Genomic DNA, 26,292 nt, shown 5'->3' on the forward strand with positions numbered 1-26,292 from the left:
GTCCGTCATGCTGAACATTACGAACCTGTATGCCGATTACGGTGGTAAACCCGCGCTGGAGGACATCAACCTGACGCTGGGCAGCGGTGAATTGCTGGTGGTGCTTGGCCCGTCCGGCTGCGGAAAAACCACGCTGCTGAATCTGATCGCCGGGTTTGTACCGTATCAGCACGGCACCATTCAGCTGGAAGGCAAAAAGGTGGAGGGCCCAGGCGCCGAGCGCGGCGTGGTCTTTCAGAACGAAGGATTACTTCCCTGGCGCAACGTGCAGGAAAACGTGGCGTTTGGGCTCCAGCTTGCGGGCATCAATCGCGAACAGCGGCTGGCAACCGCGCGGGCGATGCTGAAAAAAGTGGGGCTGGACGGGGCGGAAAAGCGCTTTATCTGGCAGCTTTCCGGCGGCCAGCGTCAGCGCGTCGGGATCGCCCGCGCGCTGGCGGCGAATCCGCAGCTGTTGCTGCTGGACGAGCCGTTCGGGGCGCTGGACGCCTTTACCCGCGAGCAGATGCAAACCCTGCTCCTGCGCCTGTGGCATGAGACGGGCAAGCAGGTGCTGTTAATTACCCACGATATCGAAGAGGCGGTGTTTATGGCGACGGAGCTGGTGCTGCTCTCACCGGGGCCGGGGCGCGTGCTGGAGCGTTTGCCGCTGGATTTCGCCCGTCGCTACGTCGCGGGAGAACCCGTGCGCAGCATCAAATCCGATCCGCGGTTTATTGAGCAGCGTGAATACGTCTTAAGCCGCGTGTTCGAACAGCGGGAGGCCTTCTCATGAGCATCGTCTTCAGTGAAAAAACGCGCCGCACGCGTCCGGCGCTGCGCTGGCCGTTCTCGCGCCCGCTCGCGTTGAGCGTCGGCACGCTGCTGGTGCTGCTGGCGGCGTGGTGGGCGGTTGCGGCCCAGCAGTGGGTCAGCCCGCTGTTTCTGCCGCCGCCGGGGCAGGTGCTGGCGAAACTCATCAGCATCGCCGGGCCGCAGGGCTTTATGGACGCTACGCTCTGGCAGCATCTCGGCGCAAGCCTGACGCGCATTCTGGTGGCGCTGCTGGCGGCAGTAGTTATCGGTATCCCGGTCGGGATCGCGATGGGCCTAAGCCCGACGGTGCGAGGCATTCTCGACCCGCTGATTGAGCTTTACCGCCCGGTGCCGCCGCTGGCCTATTTGCCGCTGATGGTGATCTGGTTCGGTATCGGGGAAACGTCAAAAATTCTGCTGATTTATCTGGCGATTTTCGCGCCGGTTGCCATGTCGGCGCTGGCGGGCGTGAAGAGTGCCCAGCAGGTGCGCATTCGTGCAGCGCAGTCGCTGGGCGCCAGCCGCACGCAGGTGCTGCTGTTCGTGATTTTACCCGGCGCGCTGCCGGAGATTTTAACCGGATTACGCATCGGCCTCGGCGTGGGCTGGTCCACGCTGGTGGCGGCAGAGCTGATCGCCGCCACGCGAGGATTAGGGTTTATGGTGCAGTCGGCGGGAGAGTTCCTGGCGACTGACGTGGTGCTGGCAGGGATCGCGGTGATTGCCGCGATCGCCTTCGGATTAGAACTGGGGCTGCGCGCGCTACAGCGCCGCCTGACGCCCTGGCATGGAGAAATACAATGAGTGAACGACTGACCATCACCCCGCTGGGGCCGTACATTGGTGCGCAGGTGTCGGGCCTGGATGTGACCCGCCCGCTAAGCGACAATCAGTTTGAGCAGCTGTACCACGCGGTGCTGCGCCATCAGGTGGTGTTCCTGCGCGAGCAGGCAATCACCCCGCAGCAGCAGCGCGCGCTGGCGTTGCGTTTTGGCGACCTGCATATTCACCCTGTCTATCCGTATGCGGAAGGGGTGGAGGAGATTATCGTTCTGGATACCCACAACGATAACCCGCCGGACAACGACAACTGGCATACCGACGTGACCTTTATCGAAACGCCGCCCGCGGGCGCGATTCTGGCGGCAAAATTGCTGCCGGAAACCGGCGGCGATACGCTGTGGGCCAGCGGGATTGCGGCGTTCGAGGCGCTCTCCGCGCCGTTCCGGACGCTGCTGAGCGGGCTGCGGGCGGAGCACGACTTCAAAAAATCCTTCCCGGAATACAAGTACCGTAAAAGCGAAGAGGAACATCAGCGCTGGCTGGAGGCGGTGGCGAAACATCCGCCGCTGCTGCACCCGGTGGTGCGGACCCATCCGGTCACGGGCAAGCAGGCGCTGTTCGTGAACGAAGGATTCACGACGCGCATTGTGGACGTGGCGGAAAAAGAGAGCGAGGCGCTGTTAGGTTTCCTGTTCACGCATATCACTAAGCCGGAGTTTCAGGTGCGCTGGCGCTGGCAGGAGAATGACCTGGCGATCTGGGATAACCGCGTGACGCAGCACTATGCCAATGCGGACTATCTGCCGCAGCGAAGGATTATGCAGCGGGCGACGATTTTGGGGGATAAGCCGTTTTATCGTGCGGCTTGAACCCCTCACCCTAACCCTCTCCCCAAAGGGGCGAGGGGACTGTACGGTGCGGTTTTCACCTTCTGCACAAAGGGCAAGGGGCTGTGTGGTGCGGTTTTCACCCTCTCCCTTTCAGGGAGAGGGCTGGGGTGAGGGTGTTAAATGCGCCTCAATATACCGCTGATAGCGGTTCGCCTTCAGGTAACACAAATCCACCAGCACCAGACCGTCGACGCAGTTGTTGAACGCCGGGTCGCTGCCAAAATCAATAAACTGCACGCCGCCGGGCTCGCACAGCTCGGAATACTGTTTGTAGAGCGGCGGTATGCCGCAGCCCAGATTACCGAGCAGGGATTTCAGCTTCGTCAGGTCATCCACGTAGTCCACGCCGCCAAACTGCGCGAGCACGTCCGGTAACGACGCCGGATACGGCTGACGTGACGCGGCTAGCGGGTGCGTCGCAGGGAACCACAGGCGGTAAAAGGCGACCAGCAGATCCCGCGCCGCAGGCGGTAAGCCGCCGGAGATGGAGACGGGGCCAAACAGGTAGCGATAGTGTGGGTAACGCGCCAGATAAGCCCCGATGCCGGACCACAGATAGTCCAGACCGCGACGCCCCCAGTAGCGCGGCTGAATAAAGCTGCGCCCCAGCTCAATGCCGTGCTCCAGCACGTCCTGCATTTTGTCGTCGTAGTGGAACAGGCTGTAGCTGTACAGCCCGTCAACGCCGCGTTTTTCCAGCTGCATGGCCGTCGGCATAAAGCGATACGCGCCGACGATCTCCAGATCCGCTTCATCCCAGAGGATCAGGTGCAGATAATCGTCGTCGTAGCTGTCGGTGTCCCGGCGTTTCCCGCTCCCTTCCTCTACCGCGCGAAACGCAATCTCGCGCAGGCGGCCCAGCTCGCGCAGAAGCGGCGCCTCTTCCTGCCCGTTGCGCTGCCACAGGTAGATGGTTTTGCCGTCGCTGGTTTTACCCAGACACTCGGCCTGCGCCAGCTCGCGTTTCAGGGTGGCCCGGTCTTCCGGACGGGCGATGGCGCACTGGGTTTTGAAGACGCCAGGCAATCCCTTGCCAAGACGCATCACGTGCTGACGGCACTGCTCGGCCATCTCACGCGACGAAAGGGTGGCGCTATGCCAGTGATGCCAGGCGATCTGCTGGCCGATTTTAATCGGCAGCTGGCTGTGGCGGCGGCGGAACATCTGCTGCATCAGCAGCAGCATCGACAATGTCGGCGACACCAGCGTGCTGGCATAAAAGAGCAGGCTGTTGTGCGCCTGAATATGCACCGGCAGCAGCGGGGCGCGCAGCTTGCTGGCGAGTTTGATAAAGCCGGAGTGCCATTTTTTATCGCGAATGCCTTTGCGCGTGGGGCGTGAAACTTCTCCCGCCGGGAAGAAGATCAGCACGCCCGCGTTTTGCAGATGCTGCTCCATCTGAACCAGAGACGATTTCGCCGTCCTGCCGCCCATATTGTCCACCGGAATAAACAGCGAACTGAGAGGCTCAAGGTGGGTCAGCATCCGGTTGGTCACGACTTTAACGTCGCGTCGCACGCGGGAGACGGCGTACATTAGCGCCAGCCCGTCCAGCGTGCCTGTCGGGTGGTTGGCAATAATGACCAGCGGGCCATGTTCGGGGATTTGTTCAAGATCGCGGGCGGAAACGGTGCAGAGAATATCAAGGTGCTCCAGAACTTGCTCCACCATATCCAGTCCTTTCAGGTGGCGGTGAGCGGCGGCAAACTGCTGGAACTCTTCTTCGTAAAACAGCCTTTTTAACAGACTTTTTTGCCAGGGTGCAGGCCTCGCCTGAGGCCAAAGATCGTCGAGAACGCTATCGAGGCTAAACATGATTACTCCTCCTGCCGTCTTGCGAAGACAGTAGAAGGAGCAGATGTCGGTTGTATTGCAGTTTGGTGAAGATTAGCGGAGGATTTTTTTCTCGGCCAGATCCAGCGCGAAGTAGCTGAAGATCAGATCAGCGCCCGAGCGTTTGATCGCGCCCAGGCTTTCGAGGATCACTTTCTCTTCGTCGATTGCCCCGGCCAGCGCGGCGAATTTGATCATCGCGTATTCGCCGCTCACCTGGTAAGCCCCCAGCGGCAGTTCGGTGCGCTCGCGGATGTCGCGCAGGATATCGAGATACGCGCCAGCCGGTTTCACCATCAGGCAGTCTGCGCCCTGGGCTTCATCAAGCAGGGATTCACGAATCGCTTCCCGGCGGTTCAGCGGGTTCATCTGGTAGGTCTTACGATCGCCCTTCAGCGCCGTACCCGCTGCTTCACGGAACGGGCCGTAGAAGGAGGAGGCAAACTTGGTGGAGTAGGACATGATGGCGGTGTCGGTAAAGCCTGCCGCGTCCAGCGCCTGACGGATCGCCTGAACCTGGCCGTCCATCGCCGCAGACGGCGCGATGAAATCCGCACCCGCAGCGGCAGCCACGACCGCCTGCTTGCCGAGGTTCAGCAGGGTGGCATCGTTGTCTACGCCGTGATCGCACAGCACGCCGCAGTGGCCATGGGAGGTGTATTCGCAGAAACAGGTGTCGGACATGACCACCATCTCCGGCACGGTCTCTTTGCAGATGCGGGACATGCGGGCCACGAGGCCGTCTTCTTTCCAGGCATCGCTGCCGGTCGCGTCGGTATGATGGGAAATGCCGAAGGTCATCACCGAGCGGATCCCCGCATTGGCGATGCGTTCGATCTCGCGCGCCAGGTATTTTTCAGGAATGCGCATCACGCCCGGCATGGCTTCGATGGCTTTGTAGTCATCAATCTCTTCTTCGACAAAAATCGGCAACACCAGATCGTTTAAGGTCAGTGTTGTCTCTTCAAACATAGCGCGCAGTGCAGGTGACTTGCGCAGGCGGCGGGGACGTGCAATTAAATCGGTCATGGTATGCCTGATGTTTGTGGAACAAAGAAGGTTAGTGTAACCGAAAGCGTCGTGAGGTGTTTATTAAAGTGGGCGGTTTAGCGGTAGATAATGCAAGACTGCGGGAGGGGGGAGCGTTCGGGGCAAACGGTTTAACATCAACCGCTTGCCCACGGAGTATTAAGATTAGTTAGACGCGGTAAGTACCTGGGCTTTATTGGCGCTCAGTTCGGCCACCAGGTTATTAATGCCGTCACTCATATTAACGAAGCGCGTGTTCGGAGAACGGGTGACCACCACAAACGCGCCCACGTTGGACTGCGGAATCATTGCCATGTAGGTGATGAATCCGCCGCCGCCGCCGGTTTTCTGAATAATGCCCGGACGGCCATTTTTCGGTGCCATATAGACCCAGCCCAGGCCGAGCGCATCGGCTTTACCCGGCACGTCCATCCCGATGACGCGGTGCAGCTGAGTACGCTGATAGATGAGGGTCTGCATACGATCGGCCTGACTGCTGCGGGAGTAGAAATCCGAAGAAAGGAACTGCTGCATCCAGCGCATCATGTCGCCAGGGGTGGAATAGACTCCGCCGCTGCCGACGGCCGCCAGCGTGTTGTTACACGGGCTTGCGCCTTTCTCTGCCACCATCAGGCGTTTGCACTGGTCCGGGGAAGGGGTAAAGGTGGTGTCTTTCATGCCCAGCGGACGCGTGATCTGCTCTTCAAAAAGCTGCGGGTAAGGTTTGCCCGCTGCCGCTGAGAGCGCATCCGCCAGCAGATCGAACGCCAGGTTCGAGTAAGAGGCCTGCGAGCCCGGGGCGGATTTCAGCGTGGCGGTGCTCAGGTAGTTCCAGCGCTGCTGGCGCGTTGGCCAGACAAAAACGTCGCGGTGCGCCGCGCCGCCCGGCTGTTCGCGGGGCAGAGCGCTGGTGTGCGTCGCGAGGTTAACAAGGCGAATTGGCGTGCCCTGATACGTCGGCACGCGGGCCCCCGGCGGGGCGTATTTGCTGAGCGGATCGTCGAGCTTCACCACGCCCTGGTCGAGCAGCTTCACCAGCATTTCACTGGTCATCAGCTTGGTTAAGGACGCAACGCGCACAACGGAATCCAGCTGCGGGCGAACGTTATTACCTGGACGCGTTTCACCAAAGCTGCGGAAAACGCGCTGGTTGCCGTCGATGACCACCATTGCCATCCCGGTCGCGCCGCTGCCGTAATAGATAAGGTTCGCGTAGCGATCGGCAATATCTGAAGCCAAAACGGGTGCCGTCAGCGGCTGGGCTGCCTGGGCGGTGGAGAAGCTCACCGCACACAGCGCGGCAAAAGAGAGCAGACAACGTTTCAACGAAAAGCATCCATGAAGTGAATGAGGAAAGTAATGGGTATTTATACTACTAATCGGCACCGTGCAATGCCCCGAATAGTATAACCATAGCGAGAAAAACGTAACCATGGGTAAATATGAAGAATTTCCCTGCGAGCGCTCTCCCATTTTGTGACATCGGGCTTATGATAGGCACCAGTGTTACTCAATCTTGCGGAGAACGGTATGTCTGAAAAGCGTGTGGTAATGGTGGTTGATATGCAGAACGGGGTGTTTGAAACCCCGCGTCATCAGCGCGAGAAGTGTGTCTCTTTGATCAACCAGCTTACGCAGGCTGCCGACACGGTGATTTTTATTCAGCATGCCGAGGCCGGGGGGCTGGAAGAGGGAAGTGACGGGTTTGCATTGCTGCCTGAACTCTATCAACCTGCTGGCGCGCTGTACGTGACCAAGACCGCCTGTGATGCTTTTTACGACACCACGCTTGAAGCGCTGTTACGCGAGCAGGGCATTCGCGAGTTTGTCATCTGCGGGTGCGCCACCGATTACTGCGTTGACGCCACGGTCAAGAATGGCGTCAGCCGCGGTTACCACATTACCGTGGCGGAAGATGCCCATACCACCGCCAACCGCCCGGCTGCCGAAGCACAGATCCTGATTAACCACCACAACGACGTCTGGCGAAACTTCATTGCGCCGGCGAACCCTGTCGCGGTGAAACGCACCGAAACAATTCTCGAAAACTGGAAAGCGAACTAATAATCAACCCACGGGTCTGACCTTTTTGCCCGAGCCGGGGGACCGGCTCGGGCAAGGTATTCGTGTGGTGATGTGTTGAGCACAGCAACAACCATAACAACAAGAAGGAAGTATCATGTTTAAGTCTTTTTTCCCAAAGCCGGGGCCTTTTTTCCTGTCGGCATTTATTTGGGCACTGATCGCCGTCGTGTTCTGGCTGGCGGGCGGCGGTGCATGGCTGACGCGCATCGTGGGGGCAACAGGCGAGGTGCCGATTAGCGCGGCGCGCTTCTGGTCGTTCAGCTATCTGCTGTTTTATGCCTATTACGCTCTGTGCGTCGCGCTGTTTGCGCTGTTCTGGTTTAATTATTCCCCTCATCGCTGGCAGACGTGGTCCATTCTGGGAACGTCGCTGATTATTTTTGTCACCTGGTTTCTGGTCGAAGTGAGCGTAGCCATTAACGCGTGGTATGCCCCGTTCTACGATCTCATCCAGAAAGCGCTGAGCGCCCCTAACCGGGTGCCAATCGGCGAGCTTTACAATCAGTTAAAAATTTTTATGGGCATTGCGATGATCGCCGTCACCGTGGCGGTGCTGAATAATTTCTTCGTCAGCCATTACGTCTTTCGCTGGCGTACGGCGATGAACGAATTCTACATGACCCACTGGGAGCGTCTGCGCCATATTGAAGGTGCTGCTCAGCGCGTTCAGGAAGACACCATGCGTTTCGCGTCAACGCTTGAGGATATGGGCGTCAGCCTGCTTAATGCCATCCTGAAACTGTTTGCGTTCTTACCGATTCTGGTTGCGCTTTCTCCCCATATTTCAGCCTTGCCGATTGTCGGACATTTACCGTACGGCCTGCTCATCCCGGCGCTGGTCTGGTCGCTTATGGGCACAGGCCTGCTCGCCGTCGTCGGGATTAAGCTGCCGGGCTTAGAGTTTAAAAATCAGCGTGTTGAAGCGGCCTATCGTAAGGAACTGGTCTACGGAGAGGACGACCCAACGCGCGCTGCGCCCCCGACGATAAAAGAGCTGTTCCGCAACGTCCGTTTCAACTATTTCAGGCTCTATTTCCACTACATGTATTTCAATATTGCCCGTATTTTCTATCTGCAGGTCGATACTGTTTTTGGACTATTCCTGTTGTTCCCGTCTATTGTTGCGGGAACAATCACGCTGGGCTTACTGACCCAGATTACCAACGTGTTCGATCAGGTCAGAAACTCGTTCCAGTATCTGATCAACTCCTGGACTACGCTGGTGGAGCTGATGTCCATATACAAACGTCTGCGCAGCTTTGAACATGAGCTGGACGATCGGGACCTGCAGGAAGTCACCAACACATTTAGCTAATACAGGGAGTTGCTATGTCTTTTGCCGTACCGCGTGCGTTACCGCTGTCCTTGCTGGCTGCCCTCGTTCTGGCGGGCTGTGCCGAAAAAGGGGCTGCTCCGCTTAAAAAGGGCGAGAAGCCCGTGGATGTCGCAAGCGTTGTGCGGCAAAAAATGCCCGCCAGCGTGAAGGATCGCAGTGCGTGGGCCGATGCGCTGGCAAAAACCTTTGAAAGCCAGAAGATTGCCCCTACCGAGGAGAATATCTGCTCGGTGCTGGCGGTGGCGCAGCAGGAGTCGATGTACCAGTCAGACCCGGTGGTGCCGGGTCTCAACAAAATCGCCTGGAAAGAGATCGACCGCCGCGCGGAATCGATGCATATCCCGGTGTTCCTCGTGCATACCGCGCTGAAAATCACCTCGCCAAACGGCAAAAGCTACAGCGAACGGCTGGACACGGTGAAAACCGAAAAACAGCTCAGCGCCATCTTTGATGATTTCATTAACATGGTGCCGATGGGGCAGAAGCTGTTTGGCTCTCTGAACCCGGTTCATACCGGCGGCCCGATGCAGGTGAGCATTGCGTTTGCCGAGAAGCATACCGACGGCTACCCGTGGGAAATTGACGGTACGGTGCGTCAGGAGGTCTTCTCCCTGCGCGGCGGGCTGTGGTTCGGCACCTATCATCTGCTGAACTATCCGGCGAACTACAGCGAGCCCCTGTACCGCTTCGCAGACTTTAACGCGGGCTGGTATGCCAGCCGTAACGCGGCGTTTCAGAGCGCGGTCAGCCGCGCAAGCGGCGTTAAGCTGGCGCTGGACGGCGATCTTATCGCCTACGGCAGCAGCGAGGCGGGAAGCACCGAGCGGGCGATCCGGAAATTATCGACAACGCTTGATATGAGCAACAGCGACATTCGCCGTCAGCTTGAGAAAGGCGACAGCCTGGCATTTGAGAAAACGGATCTCTACAAGAAGGTGTTTGCCCTTGCAGAGAAGAAGAGTGGGAAAACGTTACCGAGGGCTGTCCTGCCGGGGATTCAGCTGGAAAGCCCGAAGATCACGCGTAATCTGACCACCGCATGGTTCGCGAAACGCGTGGACGATCGACGGGCTCGCTGTATGGGGCTTTAATGGCGACGACGAAAGCGCAGGACGAGCGCGACAACGCCTAAAATCATACACCCCGCGAGGAAAGGAACGAGGCCAAACAGCGTGCTCACGCCAAACCCGATTTCAACCCGCGGGCGTCCGTTATCCTGCACCTGCATCAGGTGTTCATAAACGCCTGGCGCGTGCACCAGCATATTAAGCAGCTGGGAGCCAGCCCAGAAGCAGAACAGGACAAACAGGGCATACGCGATATTACCCGCCGTGGAGGTTTTTGGTTTGCCGCCAAAAATCGGTTTCGACAATGTAAAGTCAGCCATGTTGACCTCCCGAAATATCACTCTGTTTTAATACGCGTCTTACGGGGTGAGTTTGACAGGTCAACGCATTTGTCAATATCAGAATCGTGGTAATTTTCGCTCAGGATTTCTCCTGGATTGTTGATTTCTGCAGCATGTCACAATTTGTTAACTTAAATGAAACTGCGCCGCATTTCAGAATTTCCGCATCTGCCACAGACCTGGCGGTAAAACTGTGAGAGGATGTCTTTTTTCCCTGCCGGAGTTGTTATGAAGCTCACGTCCAAACTTCGCCGTGACTGGCACTACTACGCCTTTGCCATCGGGCTGATCTTTATTCTTAACGGCGTCGTGGGGCTGTTGGGATTTGAAGCAAAAGGCTGGCAAACCTATGCCGTGGGTCTGGTGACCTGGGTGATCAGTTTCTGGCTGGCAGGGTTGATTATCCGCCGCCGTCCGGAAGAGACGACAGCGGAGGAGACGGCTAAGGGTGCCGATTAACCTTTAACAGAACTCTTCAGAGCGCTGTCGGCGGCGTGACGCTCCAGCGCCAGTTCGATCAGGCGGGTGATCAGCTCAGAGTAGCCAAGCCCGCTGGCCTGCCACAGTTTTGGATACATGCTGATATTGGTGAAACCCGGCAGCGTGTTGATTTCATTGATCACCACCTCGTTCTCCGGCGTCAGGAACACGTCCACGCGCGCCATGCCGCTGCAGCCGAGCGTCTGATAGGCATGAATGGCGATCGTCCGGATCTTATCGTTGATGGCCGGATCGATATCCGCAGGAACAACAACCTGGGCGCCTTTATCATCAATGTATTTGGTGTCGTACGAGTAGAAGTCGCTGTTTAAGACCACTTCACCGCAGGTGCTGGCCTGTGGAAAATCGTTGCCCAGCACCGCGCACTCAATTTCTCGGCCTTTGATCCCCTGCTCAACCACCACTTTATGGTCGAACTCGAACGCCAGACGGACGGCTTGCGTGAACTCTGCTTCGGTGGTGACTTTGCTGACCCCCACGGAGGAGCCCTGGTTGGCTGGCTTCACAAACAGCGGCAGACCCAACTCAGCGCTAATCTGTGCGAAGCTGTGCTTGTCGCGGTTGGCGCGGGTGAGGGTCACGAATGGCGCAATATTCAGCCCGGCATCGCGCAGCAGCCGTTTGGTGACGTCTTTGTCCATGCAGGCGGCGGATCCCAGCACGTCCGAGCCCACGAACGGCAGGTTAGCCATGCGTAACATCCCCTGCAGGGAACCGTCTTCGCCGAGGGTGCCGTGCACGATAGGGAAGACCACGTCGATCTGGGCGAGAGCCTGCGCGTTGCCGGCGTCGATAAGCTGTCCCTTCACAACGCCGGGAACGGTGGCAACGCTAATTTCCGAAGGATTAAGGGCAATGTGTGCCGGATCGTGGGCATTCAGCAGATACTGGCTGGCATCGTTAACGTGCCACTGGCCCTGTTTATCAATGCCCAGCAGCACCACGTCGAAACGGCTTTTATCGATCGCATCGACGATATTTTTAGCCGATTGCAAGGACACCTCGTGCTCCGCTGATTTTCCCCCAAAGACAATACCTACGCGCTGCTTTGCCATCTTACTCTCTTCCAGTCTGACGAAAAGCCAATAACATACCACGATGCCCTGCGGGTTTCGCGGCCTTCTGCCATAATGTTTTGGGAACAGTGAGGGGGGAGAGTGAAAGGAAAAACGCTGCTGACCATTTTCATCCTTGGAGCAATCGCAACGGCGGGCTATCGCTGGTTGCCGTCTCACTACAACCCTTTCACGCCGCTGAACCTGGACGACCCGCCTGGCCGTATTACCCAGTATAAGCTGCGGCGCTTAACGCCCGAAGCCTGCGCGAGCCTGTTAGCACAGGCTAATCAAAAAAACCTGATCCGCACCCAGGCGGTCGCTGACAGCGACGGGGAATGCCCGCTGAACAACGTCGTGCGCGTGCGTGACTTCGGCCCGGTGAGCCTGAACGGCAGTTTTCTTGCCAGCTGTCCGCTGGCGCTCAGCTCAGCCCTGTTCGTCAGCCAGCAGGCCCGGCCCCTGACCAAACGCTTTACCGGCAGTGAACTGACGCGCATTGAGCACCTCGGCAGCTTTGCCTGCCGCAATATCTATCACCGGCCCGATGCGCGGCGCAGCGAGCATGCCACGGCAGACGCGCTGGATATCGCCGCTTTTCGGCTGGCGAACGGAGAGCGCGTTACGGTACTTAACGGCTGGAAATCGGCAAAAACGCAGCCCTGGCTGAAGGCTCTGCTGGCGGCAAGCTGCGGCTACTACGGAAACGGTCTTGGGCCGGAATATAACGCGGCGCACGCCAGCCACTTTCATCTGGGAATGCGCGGCTTTGGTCTCTGCCGCTGAAGCATAATCTTCCGCCAGAAAATGGATGAATTGTGACTTATTTCACAAATATGATGACTGGGAAGATAAAACACCAAAGTCAGCGAGGCCGCATCTCTGGTGCGACGTTAAGGCGCGTAACTTGCTAATCTGACGGCGAATTCGCCTAAAAATGAAGACTATTTCTGTATGGAATCCTGGAAAGTTAATCTTATCTCGGTCTGGTTCGGCTGCTTCTTCACCGGGCTTGCCATCAGCCAGATCCTGCCGTTCCTGCCGCTGTATGTGTCACAGCTGGGGGTCACCTCCCACGAAGCGCTCTCCATGTGGTCCGGGCTGACGTTCAGCGTTACGTTTCTGGTCTCCGCCATTGTGTCACCGATGTGGGGCAGCCTGGCGGATCGGAAAGGGCGCAAGCTGATGCTGCTGCGCGCCTCGCTCGGGATGGCGATTGCTATTCTGCTCCAGGCCTTCGCCACCAACGTCTGGCAGCTGTTTTTCCTGCGGGCGGTGATGGGGCTGACGTCCGGGTATATTCCCAACGCCATGGCGCTGGTTGCCTCTCAGGTGCCGCGCGAGCGCAGCGGCTGGGCGCTGAGTACGCTTTCCACCGCCCAGATCAGCGGCGTTATCGGCGGCCCGCTGCTGGGAGGCTTTCTGGCTGACCATGTCGGTCTGCGTGCGGTATTCATCATCACCGCAATCCTGCTGGTGATCAGCTTTCTGGTTACGCTCTTTCTTATCAAAGAGGGTGGCCGCCCCGTTATCAGTAAATCTGAGCGCCTGAGCGGCAGGGCCGTCTTCGCCTCGCTGCCTTACCCCGGACTCGTGATTAGCCTGTTTGTCACCACCATGGTGATCCAGCTCTGCAACGGTTCGGTCGGCCCGATTCTGGCGCTGTTTATCAAGTCGATGGAGCCGGACAGCAATAATATCGCCTTTCTCAGCGGCATGATCGCCGCCGTGCCGGGCGTCTCCGCGCTGATCTCTGCCCCGCGTCTGGGAAAACTGGGCGACAGGATCGGCACGGCGCGCATCCTGATGGCGACGCTGATTTTTGCGGTGGTGCTCTTTTTCGCCATGTCGTTTGTTACCTCTCCGCTTCAGCTGGGCGTGCTGCGGTTTTTACTCGGCTTTGCGGATGGCGCTATGTTGCCGGCCGTACAGACACTGCTGGTCAAATATTCCAGCGACCAGGTCACGGGGCGTATTTTTGGCTATAACCAGTCGTTTATGTATTTAGGCAACGTTGCCGGTCCGCTTATTGGTGCATCCGTTTCTGCAATGGCGGGTTTTCGCTGGGTATTTGCCGCGACGGCGATTGTCGTTTTAATCAATATTATCCAGCTGGCTACTGCCCTGCGTCGCCGCAGGCAATTAGCGGAGGCGAAATCAGCGAAATAACCTTTTTGCAGATGTATTATATATTCTTATGGTAGCCGCATTTTTATATAACAAAATGCGGCGTTTTTTTATAGAAAAACGTTTCGCTGAAAAGATCGCTGCGCTAATTTGGCGGCAATGTCACTTTTGCATAAGATAATACTTTTCTCCGCTTTGCATATTTCATTCCTGGTGTTAATTTCAGAGGAAATCCCATAAGGAAATAGCACGATGAAAAATCTCATTGCTGAGTTGCTGGTTAAGCTTGCACAAAAGGAAGAGGAGTCGAAAGAGCTGGTCGCCCAGGTCGAAGCGCTGGAAATTGTTGTCACCGCGCTGCTGCGGCAGATGGCAACATCTGACCAGCAGGCGTTAATCGATAGCATTGAAGGGGCGCTGGATAAGGCACGGCCCGATACCCAGGTTCCGCCAGAGGATGCCGAGTTGCTGCAGCAATACGTAAAGAAGCTGTTGAGGCATCCGCGCAGTTAAGCCGTTACTGACATGTCATAGGATTGTCATGCAGGATGCCTGAGTCGCTCTGTTTTATTTTTGTATTTGTACATGAAGAAATTAAATTGAAACAGAGCGCGCTTTTTATCGCGTTACATCCCCTGTTAATTACCCCGGCGATTTATGCCGATACCGCCAATTCCTGCGCGCTGGATCTGAAATGATAAATTCCCGGCGTAAATCACATCTGCCGGGTGGTTTTTTTCCCGTCACGAACCAGACTTACAGGGAATGTTCACAAAAGGATGGTGCAATGAAAACAACATTACTGGTTACTCTGCTCTCCGGCCTGTTCCTGATCTCCTCGGCGAACGCGGAAGAAAAAACATTAACGCCGCAACAGCAACGCATGACCACCTGTAATCAACAGGCGACGTCCCAGAGTCTGAAGGGGGATGCACGTAAAACCTATATGAGCGACTGCCTGAAAAACGGTGCCGCGAAACCCGGTGAAAAAAGCCTGACGCCGCAGCAGCAAAAAATGCGCGAGTGTAATGCGAAAGCGACCGAGCAGTCCCTTAAGGGCGACGATCGCAGCAAGTTCATGAGTGCCTGCCTGAAGAAAAAAGTGTAGTTCTAACGGGTGAGCGGCTCCGGCGGCTCACCCGAAATTTCATACTTTCCCCGCAGACCCCCTCTCTATAATTTGGGAAAATGTTTCAGAATATTCCCAAAAATGATGAATGATGACGTTTATTACAATAAAAAGCGCATTCGGGGAGAGTGGAGTTTAACCCTTTCTCAGGATGACCCTCACCGTACCGGCATCCAGTTTGCCAGGCGAGCCCGGCTGGCCCGCGTTGTCGGGCTGGCGGCGATGTTTTTCCCCGTGGCGGAGATGCTGGTCAGCCGTTTTTTACCTGGCGGCTGGTGGTTGTTGCTGGTGGGGTGGGCATTCATCTGGCCGCATTTTGCCTGGCAGTTATCCTGCCGCGCCGCCTCACCTCATCAGCAGGAGATCTTCAACCTTAAGACGGATGCCATTGTCGCCGGGCTCTGGATTGGCGTGATGGGAATTTATGCGTTACCTGCGGCAGCGCTGGTGATGATGGTGGGAATAAATATGATGGGCTCAGGGGGCTGCCGTCTGTTTATTTCGGGGGTGGCGCTCACCGCGCTTTCCGTGCTGGTCACATTACCCCTCGTTGGCAGCGCGGTGCCCTTTAATCCGGGGGCGCTGGAGTGGGGCTTAACGCTTCCCATCCTTATGCTTTATCCCATGCTGTTTGCCTGGCTTAGCCATCGAACGGCCGTCAGGCTGGTGGAACATAAGCGGCGGCTGGAAATGATGAGCACCCGTGACGGTATGACCGGGGTCTTTAACCGCCGACATTGGGAGATGCTGCTGCGCAATGAATTTGAGCGCTGTCGCCGGAGCCACTGCACCGCCACGATATTGCTGATTGATATCGACCACTTTAAAAACATCAACGATACCTGGGGGCACGACGCAGGCGACAAGGCCATCGTGGCCATCACCCGCCAGCTTCAGATGTCGGTACGGTCGGGCGATGCGATTGGCCGGTTTGGCGGGGATGAGTTCGCGGTGATTATGTCCCAGACTGCCGCTGAAAGCGCCATCGCCGTCATGTCGCGGGTTCACGCGCGGCTGGAAACGCTGTCGTTACCGTGCGCGCCGAAAGAACCTCTGCGCATCAGCGTGGGCGTGGCTCCCTGGGGGCCGCAGTTTGTGCACTATCGGGAATGGCTGAAGGCGGCAGATGTGGCGCTGTACAAGGCGAAAAATGCCGGGCGCGGCCGCACCGAAGTGGCCGCCTGACGCCCGGCCAGATATCAGGATTTACTCAGCTTCTCTGACTTTTCCATGCATTTTGCCATCGCCTCGATGACGGCCGAACGGAACCCGCGCTCTTCCAGCACCCGCACCGCTTCGATGGTGGTACCGGCCGGGGAGCAAACCATATCCTTCAGTTCACCCGGGTGTTTACCGGTCTCCAGCACCATTTTGGCGGAGCCCATGACGGCCTGCGCGGCGAATTTATACGCCTGGGCGCGCGGCATGCCGCCAAGCACGGCGGCGTCCGCCATCGCTTCTAAAAACATGAAAACGTACGCGGGGGCTGAACCGCTCACGCCGACCACCGGATGGATCATGGATTCTGCAATCACTTCCGCCTCGCCGAAGCAGCGGAAAATGTTCAGCACGTCCGCCACCTCTTCTGAGGTCACCAGCGCGTTAGGGGTGACGGAGGTCATACCGGCGTTGACCAGTGAAGGGGTATTCGGCATCGCGCGGACGATTTTACGATCGTGGCCCAGCGCGCGCGCCAGCTGATCGAGCGTCACGCCTGCGGCAATCGACACGACCAGCGTCTCTTTGTTCAGGCTGGAGGTGATGTCGCTTAACACTTTGATCATGATGTTCGGCTTAACGGCACCAAAGACGATATCGGCAACCTGGGCCACCTCCTGCGCGCTTTCGGCGGCGTTGATCCCGTATTGATCGCGCAATGCGGCGACGTTCTCCGGTGACGGGGTATAGACCCAAATCTGACCCGGCAGAACCTGCCCGCTGGCGATCAGGCCGCCCAGGATGGCTTTGCCCATGTTACCGCAGCCGATAAACCCGATTTTCTTGTCCATCATGATTCTCCGTCATTATGCGTTGTTTTCTCTGATTGATAGCTTAACAACGAAATGCAGGCGACAATAGTCGGCAGAGTCATTATGGGGAGACAACATGGCGATTTGGGTTGATGCGGACGCGTGTCCGAATGTGATTAAAGAGATTTTATTCCGCGCCGCCGAGCGCGTTCAGATGCCGCTGACGCTGGTGGCGAACCAGAATATTCGCGTCCCGCCTTCGCGGTTCATCCGTTCTTTACGCGTGCCAGCCGGGTTCGACGTGGCGGATAATGAAATTGTTCGTCTGTGCAGCGCGGAAGATCTGGTCATCACCGCCGATATACCGCTGGCGGCGGAAGTGCTTGAGAAAGGGGCGGCGGCGCTCAATCCGCGCGGCGAGCGTTATTCGCCTTCGACCATCCGGGAAAAACTCACTATGCGTGATTTTATGGATACGATGCGGGCCAGCGGCGTGCAGACCGGCGGGCCGGACAGCCTGTCCCAGCGCGATCGCCAGCAGTTTGCTGCCGAACTGGATAAATGGCTGCTGGAAGTGAAGCGCCGTACGGCGTAATGATAATTATTGTCAATATGTGGTACAGTGTGGCCTCCACAGGGTTGTCATCCCGTACCGCTTTGCAGTAAAGTAATCGACACATCTTCTGCAATTATTTCTTTACACTCTTCAGCCATTCGGCATCAAGGGGAACACCTGGCTATGACCCAACCCATCTTTTTAGTTGGCCCCCGCGGCTGTGGGAAAACCACCGTTGGCGTGGAACTGGCACGCGCGTGTCATCGTCAGTTTGTTGATACCGACCACTGGCTGCAGACCGAAGCCGGCAAAACCATCGCCGACATCGTTGAGCAAGAGGGATGGGAAAGCTTTCGCGCCCGCGAAACGGCCGCGCTGAAAGCGGTCACCACGCCGTCAGCCGTCATTGCGACGGGAGGCGGCATTGTTCTGGCCGAATGTAATCGTCACTTTATGCGCGAAAAAGGCATTGTGATCTATCTCTGCGCGCCGGTGGCGGCTCTGGTAGGGCGCCTTGAGGCATTTCCTGAAGAGGGACAACGCCCGGCGCTGACGTCACGACCGCTCAGCGAAGAGGTGAGCGAAGTGCTGGCCGAGCGTGATGCCCTCTACCGTGAAGCGGCGCACCATGTCGTGGATGCCTCTGCGGCCCCGGAAGATGTGGTAATTCAGATTATTACCGCCCTGCGTCTGGCGTGTGCCAGCTAACCGCCGTCTATACTGATAGCTCAGACATAAAAAAAGGATGAGCTATGCCAACCAGACCTCCCTATCCGCGCGAAGCACGTATCGTTACCGTTGAAAAAGGCAATGGCGACCAGACCGTGACCTGGTACCAGCTGCGTGCCGATCACCCCAAGCCGGACTCGCTGATCAGTGAACATGAGACTGAACAGGAAGCGCTGGATGCCAAACGGCGCTACGAAGATCCCGAAAAGTCGTGAATGTTTTCCTAAACGCTCCAATACCGTGCCTGAATCACACTTTTTACTCATCGCAAATGTTAAGCAGGAGTTAATATTTAGTTATTACAGGTAGCTCCGTTACCGGCAGGCGATCTTTACATTTCGGGGCAGAGATCGCCTGCTACGCTTGGTGCTGTTTTGTTGAAAAAACGAACTGTACAGCGTAGTGAGCCTGTACCTGTGTACACGTTTTTGTAGTGATGGAAGGCGAAGAAGATGAAGGCAACGTTGGCGATCCTCACCATTGGTGTGGTCCCTGTAAGCGAAGTGTTACCGCTCTTAACCGAGCATGTATCTGAACAACAGATCACGCATCTCAGCCTGCTGGGTAAGATGAGTCGGGAAGAGGTCATGGAAGACTACGCTGTAGAGGCAGGGGAGGATCCCCTGGCGACGTTATTAAGCGACGGTAAACTGGCGCATGTTTCTCGACAGAAAATAGAGCGCTCGCTGCAGGCAGTAATAGAAGTACTCGATAATCAACAATATGACGTTATTTTGCTGATGAGCACCGCCCCCATTAAGGGACTCATTGCGCGCAATGCGATTTTGCTTGAGCCGATGCGCATTATTCCTCCGCTGGTGGCCTCCATTGTTGACGGGCATCAGGTGGGGGTAATTGTCCCCATTGAGGAGCTCATGGACAACCAGGAAGCAAAATGGCACATGCTCGAAAAAACGCCCCTGTATGCCCTGGCAAACCCCTTCTGGGACAGCGAGGCTAAACTTATTGCTGCCGGGAAGGAGCTGCTGGAGAGAGGGGCAGATGTATTGATTCTGGACTGTCTTGGTTTCCACCAGCATCACCGGGATTTACTGCAAAAGGCGCTGGACGTACCGGTGCTGTTGTCCAACGTTCTGATGGCTCGCCTGGCCTCAGAGCTTCTGACGTAATGATTTTGCGTGACAGGTGATGAGCATGGCCCCTATAGTGAATTTTTATCTCTGAATATAAGGGCCAGTTCATGCTTCAAAGTAACGAATACTTTTCCGGTAAAGTGAAATCCATCGGTTTTACCAGCAGCAGCACTGGCCGCGCCAGTGTGGGCGTTATGGCCGAAGGGGAATACACCTTTGGCACGGCGGAAGCGGAAGAGATGACGGTGGTCAGCGGCGCGCTGAACGTCTTACTGCCGGGTGAAACGGAATGGAAAGTTTACGCTGCCGGGCAAGTTTTCAACGTCCCTGGCCACAGCGAATTTCATTTGCAGGTCGCTGAACCGACCTCTTATCTGTGCCGCTACCTGAAATAATCTTCTTTCCTCTCCCCTTTGGGGAGAGGAGCAGTGTGAGGGGAAATTATCTCTGCGCTTCGCCGCCGAGACCTTCCACCAGATTCTGAATTAACGCGGCCAGCTCGCCGGTCATCAGGATAAAGTCCGCGTCAAAGCGCTGGGCGTAATCCTCCCGGTCGATATCTTCGTTTTGATCGCGCAGCTCGTCGCAGAACTTCAGACGCTTCACGGAGCCGTCGTCGCACATCACGAACTGAATGCGCTGCTGCCAGTCGAGCGCCAGTTTGGTGACCACTTTGCCCGCTTCAATGTGTACGGCGATCTCGTCGCTCACCAGATCCTGCTTTTTCGCGCGGATCACGCCGCCATCTTCCAGCAGGGCTTTCAGCTCGGCTTCGTCCAGGATCTGGAAACCTTGCGCCGCGGTACCGCTGCGGACCCACTCGGTCAGAGTCAGCTCAATCGGCGTTTCCAGCGCCAGCGGTACGACCGGTAAAGAGCCGATGCTTTTACGCAGCAGGGCTAGCGTGTCTTCCGCTTTTTTGGCGCTGGCGCAGTCCACCATGATCAGCCCGTTAACGGTATCGATCCACATCATCGTCTGGCTGAAGCGGCTGAAGGCGCGCGGCAGCAGAGAGTGCAGAACTTCATCTTTCAGCGAATCTTTTTCGGTTTTTTTCAGCTTGCGGCCCTGTTCGGCTTCCAGCTTGAAAATTTTTGCTTCAAGCGCCTGCTTAACCACCGGCGTGGGCAGAATTTTCTCTTCTTTGCGGGCGCAGACGATGATTTGACCCGTGCTGCTTGCGTGGGTCAGTGCATCGCTTTGTGAACCCATTGGCGGAACCCAACCGGTTTTCGCCATATCCTGGCTACCGCAAGGGGAAAAGCTATAAGCGGCTAACTGTTTTTCCATCTCTTCTGCGCGCAGCGAAACGTCGCGGCTGAGACGGTAAACCATCAAATTTTTGAACCACAGCATGATAATTTCCACGGCCTTGTCGTTAAATCAGCGGGCATGATAACGAATTGTCGCATCGCTTGCATTGCTAATCGGGAAGCGTGCTTCTACTCTGTTGATAATCAAAATAATGAGGAGAGTCTTGTGCGTATTGGGATTGATTTGGGCGGCACCAAAACAGAAGTCATCGCACTGAGCGAGCAGGGGGAACAGCTTTTCCGCCACCGTCTGCCGACGCCGCGCGATGACTATCACCAGACGATCGAGACGATTGCCCAACTGGTTGAGATGGCCGAGCAGGCGACAGGGCAAACCGGCAGCGTCGGAATGGGGATCCCGGGGTCGATCTCGCCGTATACCGGGGTGGTAAAAAACGCCAACTCCACCTGGCTCAACGGTCAGCCGTTTGATAAAGATTTAAGCGCGCGCCTGAACCGGGAAGTGCGTCTGGCTAACGATGCCAACTGCCTGGCGGTCTCTGAGGCCATCGACGGCGCGGCTGCCGGGGCGCAGACCGTGTTTGCGGTGATTATCGGTACCGGCTGCGGCGCGGGCGTGGCCTTTGGCGGACGTTCACATATCGGCGGCAACGGCACGGCGGGCGAGTGGGGACACAATCCGCTGCCGTGGATGGATGAAGATGAACTCAAATACCGCGCTGAAGTGCCGTGCTACTGCGGCAAGCAAGGCTGTATTGAGACGTTTATCTCCGGCACCGGTTTTGCGACCGACTACCACCGCCTGAGCGGCCAGCCGCTCAAGGGGAACGAGATTATGCGTTTGGTGGAAGAACAGGATCCGGTGGCCGAACTGGCGCTCAGCCGCTACGAAATGCGCCTGGCGAAATCGCTGGCGCACGTGGTGAATATTCTCGATCCGGACGTGATTGTGCTCGGCGGCGGCATGAGCAACGTTGACCGGCTGTACGCCACGGTACCGAACCTGGTTAAGCAGTGGGTCTTCGGCGGCGAGTGCGAAACCCCGATCCGCAAAGCCGTCCACGGCGACTCCAGCGGCGTGCGCGGCGCGGCGTGGCTGTGGCCGGAATAAACGCAAAACAGCAACGCAAGTTGCTGTTTTTGATGTTTTTACCCTCTCCCCGTGGGAGAGGGCCAGGGTGAGGGCACCAGACCGCACCATTCCACCATTCACCCCACCGCAAACTCCCTGTCCAGCCTGCTGTACCCCAGCCCGTTGATCTTCTTCACCTTGATCTGCACCGGAATGCGCTCTTTCATCGCCTCGACGTGGCTAATCACCCCGATGGTTTTCCCGGTGGCGTTCAGCGCGTCGAGCGCATCCAGCGCGGTATCCAGCGTTTCACTGTCGAGCGTGCCGAAGCCCTCATCGAGGAACAGGGAATCAATCCGCGTTTTGTGGCTTACCAGGTCAGAAAGCGCTAGCGCCAGCGCCAGGCTGACCAGGAAGCTCTCGCCGCCGGAAAGCGTGCGCGTATCGCGCACCGCATCGGCCTGCCAGGTGTCGACCACTTCCAGCTCCAGCGCCTCGCTGGCTTTGCGCTGCAGCAGATAACGCCCGTGCAGGCGGTTAAGCTGCTGGTTAGCCAGCCAGACCAGATTATCCAGCGTCAGCCCCTGCGCGAACTTGCGGAACTTGTCGCCGGTGCTGGAGCCGATCAGCGCGTTAAGATAGCCCCAGTCGTCGGCCTGGCGCGCGGCCTCTTCAATTTGCAGCATTAACGCCTGCTGATGCTGGCGGTTATCGCTGTCCTGCTTAAGCTGCTGGCGGATCTCGCCCTGATGCGTGGTGTTCTCGCGAAGCCGTTGCGCCAGCTGCTGCAGCTGGCTTTGCAGGGTAGACGCATCCGCGTCAAGTTTTTCCGGGCGCAGCGCAAGGTGCGCCTGCAGCTGCTGATTAGCCTGACCGGAAAGGGCCGCGGCCTGCTGTATCTGGTTTTCCAACGACTGTTTCAGCTGTTCGAGGCGGCGAATAGCGTCGTCATCCAGGAGCGCGGCAAGAAACGCGTCCCGATCGGCAAAACAGCTTGCGGAGAGCGCCGCGGTGAACTGCGTCTGCGACTGCTGCAGGCGCTCGCGCTCCAGCGCTTCCTGCTGCTGCTGGGCGGCGAGCTGGCTTTGCAGCGACACGCATTCATTATGGACGTCGCGCCAGTCATAAGGAATGGTCGGTTCAGCCTCTTCGCCGTGTGTTTCCGGAAGCGTGTCGAGCAGCGGCTTCAGCGCGCCCACGCGTTCCTGAAGCACGCCGTGCTGCGTTTGCTTCTCCTGCCACTGGGCAAATTCCGCTTCGCGGGCGTGCAGCCAGTCGGCTTCATTGCCCTCTTCGGGAACGCTAAGCGAGAGCGCGAGCAGGGTATGTTCCAGCGCCTGGCGCGTTGCGGTGCGCTGCTGCTGATACTGGCGTTCATGCGCTTCCTGCTCGCTCAGCTGGTGTTGCAGGGTCAGACGCTGGCTGTGCTGATAAAGCTGACGCTCGTAGTGTTCCTGCTCGTTCATCCACGGCGCGATATCCTCCTGAATATTCAATGTAATATTCAAGGACGTGCAGGCCTCCAGCCACGCTTTAGTGAGCGCTTGCTCCTCCTGAGACAAGGCCTGCGCTTCGTCTGTCTCACGCTGGATCTGCTGAGCCAGGGCATTAACTTGTCCCAGTACCAGCAGGCCTTCATCTTTAAGCGCGGCGACCTCTTTTTCCAGCGCATCACGGCGACGCTGGTTGTCCGTCAGCTCAAGCGACCGGTAGGTCTCCACGGCAGGATGCTCGTGGGAGCCGCACAGCGGGCAGGGTTTGCCTGCCTCAAGCTGTGAGCGATAGCTTTCCAGATCTTTAATCGTCGCTTCACGTTCGCACAGGGCTTTCAGGTCCAGATAGTGCTGATGTTTCTCTTTGTACTGCTGGCGGCGCAGCGCCAGGGTTTCATTGAGCTTGCTCTGCTCCGCCTGCGCTTTCTGCACGCTTTCACCGTTCTGGCTCAGGCGCTTTTGCAGCGGCTGATAGCGGGCATGCAGCGACGTCAGCTGCTGGCGCAGCGTGCGGGACCGGGACTGCTGCTCCATGGCCGCGCTGACCTCATCCGCCGTCAGCGTCAGCGTATTTTCCGGCATCTCAGCCAGCTTCTGACGAAGCTCTGTCATCCGCGCAGCAAGCGCGGCGAGCTGACTTTTGTCGCGATTTAGCTGTGAGAACTGGGCGCGCCAGCCGGCAATTTCCTGGCCCAGCAGGCGATAACGCTCGTTCTCCGCCAGCCACTGCGCCAGCGCCGTCAGTTCGGCCTGTAGCCGCTCATGGGTACGCAGAGCGGTATTGCGGATCCGCGCGCGCAGTGCGGTTTTGGCCTGTAAGCGAGTATTTACTTCGTTAATTCGCTGCTGGGTTTGCGTCAGACGTGCGGTTTGCTCCTGCTGATGCTCCCAGAGCGGACGGAGCTGGGCGGCGGGCTGGGCAAGCTGGAGTTTTGCCAGTTCCGGCGCCGCGTTCGACTGCGCCTGTTGCGCCTGCTGCTGCAGGGCGGTAACGCGCTGCTGCTCCCGCAAGAGCTCGTCATGGCGCGTAAGCCACTGAAAATCTTTCTGCTGGCTTTGCTGCTGGGCCAGCAGGGTTTTCTCTTCGTCAGTAAGCGCCTGCAAACTTTGCTGCAACTGCTGCTGCTGTTCTTCGCTGAGCAGCACGACGCCCGCCGCCTGCGCCTCGCATTTTTCCAGCACGCTGCGGGCGGCTTTGTGTTTCTCAAACACCATCGCGGAAATCTGGCCGTAGATTTCGGTGCCGGTGAGTTCTTCCAGCAGTTCTGCGCGATCGGCCGGTTTGGCATTCAGGAAGGCGGCAAATTGCCCCTGCGAGAGCAGCATTGAGCGGGTAAAGCGGCCGTAGTCCAGCCCGGTGAGCGCCGCGGTTTGCTCCAGCTTATCCGAGACCTTGTCGGCCAGAATCTTGCCGTCCTCGCAGCGGGCCAGCTCCACTCGCGGTGCCTGCAAGTTCCCGTCCGGCTGGTTGCGCGCCCGGTTCTGGCTCCAGAAGGCGCGATAGGCGACGCCTTTCACCTCAAACTCTACTTCCGCCAGGCACTCGGCGGTATCGCGCGTCATCAGGTCGTTTTGCGCCTGAGAGACCTTATTCAGGCGCGGCGTTTCGTGGTAGAGCGCCAGACAGATGGCGTCGAGCAGGGTGGTTTTACCCGCGCCGGTTGCGCCGGTGATGGCAAACAGGCCGTTGCTGGCAAAAGGCTCCGCGGTGAAGTCAATTTTCCACTCGCCCTTAAGGGAGTTGAGATTTTTCAGGCGCAGGCTCAGAATTTTCATGCGTTTTCTTCCTCGTCATTGAGGGCGTGCAGGGTATGGCTGAACAGCTCGTTGAGCCTGACGCGCTTCGCATCATCGATCTCTTCCTGCGACAGGCGGCGTTCAAATACCTCCTCTACCCGCAGTTCGCTGAGCGTTTCGCGCTGGGCGCCGAGCAGAATTTTCTCGCGCTGCTCGCGGCTGCGGCGCACCAGCAACACCTCTACCGGCAACTCTTCGGTCAGCGCCTGAATTTTCCGCTGCATATCGTGCAGGTAGTCATCGGTGGTGATTTCAATATCCAGCCAGACGGGCGGGTTAAGCTCCGCGCCGCGCCACTGCTCAAGCTGTTCCGTAATCGCGGCAAGATCGCCCTTCAGCACCGCCAGCGGCTGGGTGACCGGCACTTCCAGCGTCTCGACGGCGCTGAGTTTGCCCTCATCAAAGCTCACCAGATGTACGGATTTGGCTTTGCCGGTTTCATCGAAGCTGAGCGAAATAGGGGAACCGCAGTAGCGGATATGCTCGCAGCCGCCGATGACCTGGGCGCGGTGAATGTGCCCGAGCGCGATGTAGTCCGCGGGCGGGAAGTTTTGCGCGGGAAAGGCATCAAGCGTACCGATATAGATCTCGCGGACCGCGTCACTTTTGCTGGCCCCGACGGTGGTGAGGTGCCCGGTGGCAATGACCGGAATGGCCTGTTCACCGCGCAGGGCACAGGCTTGTGCGTGCTGCTGGTGATAATAGTCGGTGATGGCCTGTAATAAATGCTGCTGCTTTTCCGCGCCCGACAGTCCCGCCTGGCTTTGTACGATGTCCCGCGGGCGTAAAAAGGGAATCGGACACAGTACCGCGCCCGGCGATCCGTCGCGTTTTTTCAGGATCTGCGGCGCGTGCCCGGCGCTGGCGACCACGGTGGTATTGAGAAACGCCAGGATATCGCGGGATTCATTGAGCGTGGCGACGGAGTCATGGTTACCGGCGACAATCACCAGATGACAGCCGGTCTGCTGCAGGTTCACCACGAAGCGGTTATACAATTCACGCGCATAGCTCGGCGGCGAACCGGTATCGAAAATGTCACCCGCCACAATAATGGCATCCACCTCGTGCGCCTGGGCCGTTTCCAGAAGCCAGTTCAGGAACGCTTCATGTTCAGCCGCACGGCTTTTGCTGTAAAAATTTTGACCCAGATGCCAGTCCGAGGTGTGAAGTATGCGCATAGGAGATCCGTGGCGAAAAACGATGCGGGCGATTATAAACTGTCAGGGAGAGGAAAATAACCGCTGTAATAAAACAACAGTTTGCCATTTATAGTGGTACTGTTTTTCATAAATCTGTCATAAATCTGACGCATAATGGCGCCGCATTACAAACT

27 protein-coding genes are annotated in these 26,292 nt (G+C 57.6%); 18 read left to right on the forward strand and 9 right to left on the reverse strand.

Annotated features, from left to right (window positions below):
- Positions 1-7 precede the first annotated feature (7 nt).
- Genes tauB through tauD form a run of 3 tightly spaced genes read left to right on the forward strand, consistent with a single transcriptional unit; the run spans position 8 to position 2,447 of the window.
- The gene (gene tauB / locus OSH03_RS16155; RefSeq protein WP_061099082.1) at positions 8-775 is read left to right on the forward strand and encodes a taurine ABC transporter ATP-binding subunit; all 768 of its coding nucleotides are present in this window, start codon (positions 8-10) and stop codon (positions 773-775) included.
- On the forward strand, positions 772-1,599 hold the full coding sequence (tauC, locus tag OSH03_RS16160) for a taurine ABC transporter permease TauC (protein ID WP_266179578.1): 828 nt from the start codon (positions 772-774) through the stop codon (positions 1,597-1,599). The genes tauB and tauC overlap by 4 nt, the downstream gene beginning before the upstream one ends.
- Positions 1,596-2,447 carry a taurine dioxygenase gene (gene tauD / locus OSH03_RS16165; protein WP_266179579.1) on the forward strand — a complete coding sequence of 284 codons (852 nt, stop codon included), beginning with the start codon at positions 1,596-1,598 and terminating at the stop codon, positions 2,445-2,447. The genes tauC and tauD overlap by 4 nt, the downstream gene beginning before the upstream one ends.
- Positions 2,448-2,558: 111 nt before the next feature.
- Here tauD and olsF read toward each other — a convergent pair whose 3' ends face one another.
- From olsF to ampH, 3 genes are all read right to left on the reverse strand, one after another.
- On the reverse strand, positions 2,559-4,283 hold the full coding sequence (gene olsF, locus OSH03_RS16170; protein ID WP_266179580.1) for a bifunctional ornithine lipid synthase OlsF: 1,725 nt from the start codon (positions 4,281-4,283) through the stop codon (positions 2,559-2,561).
- Between the two features lie 72 nt (positions 4,284-4,355).
- A complete protein-coding gene (hemB, locus tag OSH03_RS16175) occupies positions 4,356-5,330 on the reverse strand; it encodes a porphobilinogen synthase (protein WP_061099078.1) in 975 nt (324 codons plus the stop codon).
- 165 nt (positions 5,331-5,495) lie between these two features.
- Positions 5,496-6,656 (reverse strand): D-alanyl-D-alanine-carboxypeptidase/endopeptidase AmpH, encoded by a 1,161-nt coding sequence (ampH, locus tag OSH03_RS16180; RefSeq protein ID WP_061099077.1) that lies wholly within the window; start codon positions 6,654-6,656, stop codon positions 5,496-5,498.
- A 204-nt stretch (positions 6,657-6,860) separates the two neighbouring features.
- Here ampH and OSH03_RS16185 point away from each other — a divergent pair, with 204 nt between their 5' ends.
- From OSH03_RS16185 to OSH03_RS16195, 3 genes are all read left to right on the forward strand, one after another.
- Complete coding sequence (locus OSH03_RS16185; RefSeq protein WP_253540883.1) at positions 6,861-7,394, forward strand: isochorismatase family protein; 534 nt, start codon at positions 6,861-6,863, stop codon at positions 7,392-7,394.
- A 115-nt stretch (positions 7,395-7,509) separates the two neighbouring features.
- Entirely contained in the window at positions 7,510-8,730 is a 1,221-nt protein-coding gene (sbmA, locus tag OSH03_RS16190) for a peptide antibiotic transporter SbmA (protein ID WP_266179581.1), read from the forward strand.
- 14 nt (positions 8,731-8,744) lie between these two features.
- Complete coding sequence (locus tag OSH03_RS16195) at positions 8,745-9,842, forward strand: DUF1615 domain-containing protein (RefSeq protein ID WP_151413375.1); 1,098 nt, start codon at positions 8,745-8,747, stop codon at positions 9,840-9,842.
- Here OSH03_RS16195 and OSH03_RS16200 read toward each other — a convergent pair.
- On the reverse strand, positions 9,839-10,138 hold the full coding sequence (locus tag OSH03_RS16200; protein ID WP_014882725.1) for a DUF2755 family protein: 300 nt from the start codon (positions 10,136-10,138) through the stop codon (positions 9,839-9,841). The two genes, OSH03_RS16195 and OSH03_RS16200, sit on opposite strands and share 4 nt — an antisense overlap.
- 249 nt (positions 10,139-10,387) lie before the next feature.
- On the opposite strand from OSH03_RS16200, the gene OSH03_RS16205 reads away from it, so the two are divergent.
- Entirely contained in the window at positions 10,388-10,618 is a 231-nt protein-coding gene (locus OSH03_RS16205) for a DUF2754 domain-containing protein (protein WP_028012119.1), read from the forward strand.
- On the opposite strand, the gene ddlA is transcribed toward OSH03_RS16205, so the two are convergent.
- Positions 10,615-11,715, reverse strand: coding sequence for a D-alanine--D-alanine ligase (gene ddlA, locus OSH03_RS16210; RefSeq protein ID WP_266179582.1), 1,101 nt, complete (start codon positions 11,713-11,715; stop codon positions 10,615-10,617). The two genes, OSH03_RS16205 and ddlA, sit on opposite strands and share 4 nt — an antisense overlap.
- Before the next feature lie 102 nt (positions 11,716-11,817).
- Between ddlA and OSH03_RS16215 the strand changes: the two genes are divergently transcribed.
- From OSH03_RS16215 to adrA, 5 genes are all read left to right on the forward strand, one after another.
- Positions 11,818-12,501, forward strand: a complete 684-nt coding sequence (locus OSH03_RS16215) for an extensin-like domain-containing protein (protein ID WP_266179583.1) — start codon at positions 11,818-11,820, stop codon at positions 12,499-12,501.
- A gap of 168 nt (positions 12,502-12,669) precedes the next feature.
- Positions 12,670-13,884 carry a multidrug efflux MFS transporter gene (locus tag OSH03_RS16220; RefSeq protein ID WP_266179584.1) on the forward strand — a complete coding sequence of 405 codons (1,215 nt, stop codon included), beginning with the start codon at positions 12,670-12,672 and terminating at the stop codon, positions 13,882-13,884.
- 210 nt (positions 13,885-14,094) lie between these two features.
- Positions 14,095-14,355 carry an anti-adapter protein IraP gene (gene iraP / locus OSH03_RS16225; RefSeq protein WP_061099070.1) on the forward strand — a complete coding sequence of 87 codons (261 nt, stop codon included), beginning with the start codon at positions 14,095-14,097 and terminating at the stop codon, positions 14,353-14,355.
- A gap of 274 nt (positions 14,356-14,629) precedes the next feature.
- Positions 14,630-14,950 carry a phosphate starvation-inducible protein PsiF gene (gene psiF, locus OSH03_RS16230; RefSeq protein ID WP_041911105.1) on the forward strand — a complete coding sequence of 107 codons (321 nt, stop codon included), beginning with the start codon at positions 14,630-14,632 and terminating at the stop codon, positions 14,948-14,950.
- Positions 14,951-15,052: 102 nt separating this feature from the next.
- Positions 15,053-16,156 (forward strand): diguanylate cyclase AdrA, encoded by a 1,104-nt coding sequence (gene adrA / locus OSH03_RS16235; RefSeq protein ID WP_266179585.1) that lies wholly within the window; start codon positions 15,053-15,055, stop codon positions 16,154-16,156.
- A gap of 14 nt (positions 16,157-16,170) precedes the next feature.
- On the opposite strand, the gene proC is transcribed toward adrA, so the two are convergent.
- Positions 16,171-16,980 carry a pyrroline-5-carboxylate reductase gene (gene proC / locus OSH03_RS16240; RefSeq protein ID WP_151413377.1) on the reverse strand — a complete coding sequence of 270 codons (810 nt, stop codon included), beginning with the start codon at positions 16,978-16,980 and terminating at the stop codon, positions 16,171-16,173.
- A 97-nt stretch (positions 16,981-17,077) separates the two neighbouring features.
- On the opposite strand from proC, the gene OSH03_RS16245 reads away from it, so the two are divergent.
- From OSH03_RS16245 to ppnP, 5 genes are all read left to right on the forward strand, one after another.
- A complete protein-coding gene (locus OSH03_RS16245) occupies positions 17,078-17,536 on the forward strand; it encodes a YaiI/YqxD family protein (RefSeq protein ID WP_010428006.1) in 459 nt (152 codons plus the stop codon).
- A gap of 144 nt (positions 17,537-17,680) precedes the next feature.
- The gene (aroL, locus tag OSH03_RS16250; RefSeq protein ID WP_028012127.1) at positions 17,681-18,205 is read left to right on the forward strand and encodes a shikimate kinase AroL; all 525 of its coding nucleotides are present in this window, start codon (positions 17,681-17,683) and stop codon (positions 18,203-18,205) included.
- Between the two features lie 44 nt (positions 18,206-18,249).
- The gene (gene yaiA, locus OSH03_RS16255; protein WP_003859135.1) at positions 18,250-18,441 is read left to right on the forward strand and encodes a protein YaiA; all 192 of its coding nucleotides are present in this window, start codon (positions 18,250-18,252) and stop codon (positions 18,439-18,441) included.
- A 237-nt stretch (positions 18,442-18,678) separates the two neighbouring features.
- Complete coding sequence (locus OSH03_RS16260; RefSeq protein WP_266179586.1) at positions 18,679-19,356, forward strand: AroM family protein; 678 nt, start codon at positions 18,679-18,681, stop codon at positions 19,354-19,356.
- Positions 19,357-19,427: 71 nt separating this feature from the next.
- Positions 19,428-19,715, forward strand: a complete 288-nt coding sequence (gene ppnP, locus OSH03_RS16265) for a pyrimidine/purine nucleoside phosphorylase (protein ID WP_008503270.1) — start codon at positions 19,428-19,430, stop codon at positions 19,713-19,715.
- Positions 19,716-19,761: 46 nt separating this feature from the next.
- Here the strand turns inward: ppnP and rdgC are convergent, their stop codons facing one another.
- Positions 19,762-20,676, reverse strand: coding sequence for a recombination-associated protein RdgC (gene rdgC, locus OSH03_RS16270; protein ID WP_014882739.1), 915 nt, complete (start codon positions 20,674-20,676; stop codon positions 19,762-19,764).
- A gap of 123 nt (positions 20,677-20,799) precedes the next feature.
- On the opposite strand from rdgC, the gene mak reads away from it, so the two are divergent.
- Positions 20,800-21,705: a fructokinase gene (gene mak / locus OSH03_RS16275; RefSeq protein ID WP_266179587.1), complete on the forward strand. Its 906-nt coding sequence runs from the start codon at positions 20,800-20,802 to the stop codon at positions 21,703-21,705.
- Positions 21,706-21,803: 98 nt separating this feature from the next.
- Here mak and sbcC read toward each other — a convergent pair whose 3' ends face one another.
- Both sbcC and sbcD read right to left on the reverse strand, forming a co-directional pair.
- Positions 21,804-24,935, reverse strand: a complete 3,132-nt coding sequence (sbcC, locus tag OSH03_RS16280; protein ID WP_266179588.1) for an exonuclease subunit SbcC — start codon at positions 24,933-24,935, stop codon at positions 21,804-21,806.
- Positions 24,932-26,137: an exonuclease subunit SbcD gene (gene sbcD / locus OSH03_RS16285; protein ID WP_266179589.1), complete on the reverse strand. Its 1,206-nt coding sequence runs from the start codon at positions 26,135-26,137 to the stop codon at positions 24,932-24,934. Before sbcD ends, sbcC begins: the two co-directional genes overlap by 4 nt.
- Between the last annotated feature and the right edge of the window lie 155 nt (positions 26,138-26,292).

Source organism: Enterobacter nematophilus, from assembly GCF_026344075.1.
GTDB lineage: Bacteria > Pseudomonadota > Gammaproteobacteria > Enterobacterales > Enterobacteriaceae > Enterobacter > Enterobacter nematophilus.